Genomic DNA, 1,787 nt, shown 5'->3' with positions numbered 1-1,787 from the left:
TTATGAAACCTATATTAATGTAACGGATTTAATTTTGGAGAATAAAATTCCAGAATTGCTATTGGCTTACAATGATATTTTAGCAAAAGGTTTCGATGGTCATCATTTTGTAGCTGGATTGGCTTCTCATTTTAGAGATTTATTGGTTAGCAAAACTCCCGCAACCATAGGTTTACTTGAAGTTGGAGAACAAGCACAAAAAATGTATTATATACAATCTCAAAAAGCATCACAAGATTTTCTTTTGCAAGGAATAGATTTAGCTAACGATTGTGATTTAAAATTTAAGGTTTCTCAGAACCAGCGATTACTTGTAGAACTTTGTTTGATGCAATTAGCCTCTATCACTTTTGATGGAGAAAAAAAAAAGCTAAACAATATATAATTCCACCTACTTATTATCGGAATTCAGGATTTTCAATTACTGAAGTTAAAACTGTTAATCAAATCTCCGAAAATGTTTCAGAAGTTGCCACTGTCAAGGAACCTGTAACAGTAAATCCTATTGTTGAAGAAATTCAGAAACCTATAGAAGTAGTTCAAAAACCTAAGGTTGATGAGATTGCTTCATCCAATTTGATGACAAATGCTCCGAAATTTTCTGCTTTGTCTATGAAAAGTATTCAAGCCAAACGAGAATTGGAAGCGCAACTAAAACCTGTAGAAAAACACCACGACGAGTTACCAACTGAGCCGTTTACAGAAACACAAATGCTCGAGCAATGGATAAAATATGCCAATAGATTAGGAGATAAGGGATACAAAATTCTGGAATCTTTATTATTACTTGACGACCCAAAACTAGAAGGCACTACTATTATTCACGAACTTCCAAACGAAAGTTCTAAAATAGATTTTGATGGCGAAAAACATGATTTGTTAGGTTATATTAGAGGGAAATTACACAATCACAATATTACGATTGAGATAAAAATAAACGAATCTATCGAAACTAAAAAAGCTTTTACCATTCAGGAAAAATACGATCGATTAAAAGAAATAAATCCTGCTTTAGAATTGCTTAGAAAAACATTTGATTTAGATTTATAAAAAAGGCGCTAAGGTTTTGAGGTACAAAGGCACTGAGGTTTTGGATATTGTCAAAAAAGCATGATTTATACTTCTATCAACCTTTGCATCTTTGTCCCTCATAACCTTAGAACCTAAATCTTCCCATAGTACATTGCTTTTACAATACCATCAGACAATCCAATTTTTGGGACATAAATTTTAGTCGCTCCACTCCATTTCATTGCTTTTAGGTAAATACTTAATGCAGGTATAATTACATCGGCACGGTCGGTATTCAGAGCTAATTCGGCAATACGTTGTTCGTATGTTAAGGAGTTCAAATATTGGTATTGTGTATTCAAATACATATAAGAGAGTGGTTTCTCTAATTGTTTTCCTGACAATTTAAAAATCTTGTTTATATTTCCGCCAGAACCAATAAGTGTTATATTATCGTATTCTTCGGTGTTGGTTTTTATCCATTTTTCGATTTCTTCCCAAACAATATCGTTTACCATATTGTTTAACAAACGAACTGTTCCGTTTTTGAATGATTTTGAAGCGACCATTTTTCCATTAGAAAACAAAGAAAACTCGGTACTTCCGCCACCAACATCTACATAAAGATAGGTTTGTTCTGTTTTTATAAATTGATGTAAATCGGAAGAAGCAATAATGGCTGCTTCTTTTTTTCCGTCGATAATTTCAATTTTTATGTCCGCTTTTTTCTTTATAATATCAGCCACTTCTTTTCCGTTATATGCCTCACGCATAGC

Annotated in this window: 2 protein-coding genes and 1 pseudogene; 2 read left to right on the top strand and 1 reads right to left on the bottom strand. The window is 32.7% G+C overall.

What is annotated here, in order from left to right; translation table 11 throughout:
* Together ACHZC3_RS04915 and ACHZC3_RS04910 are read left to right on the top strand one after the other, a co-directional pair.
* Positions 1-385, top strand: a pseudogene (locus ACHZC3_RS04915) (DNA polymerase III subunit gamma/tau); the annotation flags it as partial.
* Between the two features lie 227 nt (positions 386-612).
* Positions 613-1,050 (top strand): DNA polymerase III subunit gamma/tau, encoded by a 438-nt coding sequence (locus ACHZC3_RS04910; RefSeq protein WP_394758765.1) that lies wholly within the window; start codon positions 613-615, stop codon positions 1,048-1,050.
* A 113-nt stretch (positions 1,051-1,163) separates the two neighbouring features.
* On the opposite strand, the gene ACHZC3_RS04905 is transcribed toward ACHZC3_RS04910, so the two are convergent.
* The coding region (locus ACHZC3_RS04905) for a Ppx/GppA phosphatase family protein (RefSeq protein ID WP_394758764.1) at positions 1,164-1,787 on the bottom strand (624 nt) is incomplete at its 5' end.

Origin of the sequence: Flavobacterium sp. (genome assembly GCF_043720215.1) — a bacterium.
In the GTDB taxonomy this organism is placed as follows: Bacteria; Bacteroidota; Bacteroidia; order Flavobacteriales; family Flavobacteriaceae; genus Flavobacterium.
Note: the sequence above shows the minus strand (reverse complement) of the source record. Positions and strands in the feature narration are given on the sequence as shown.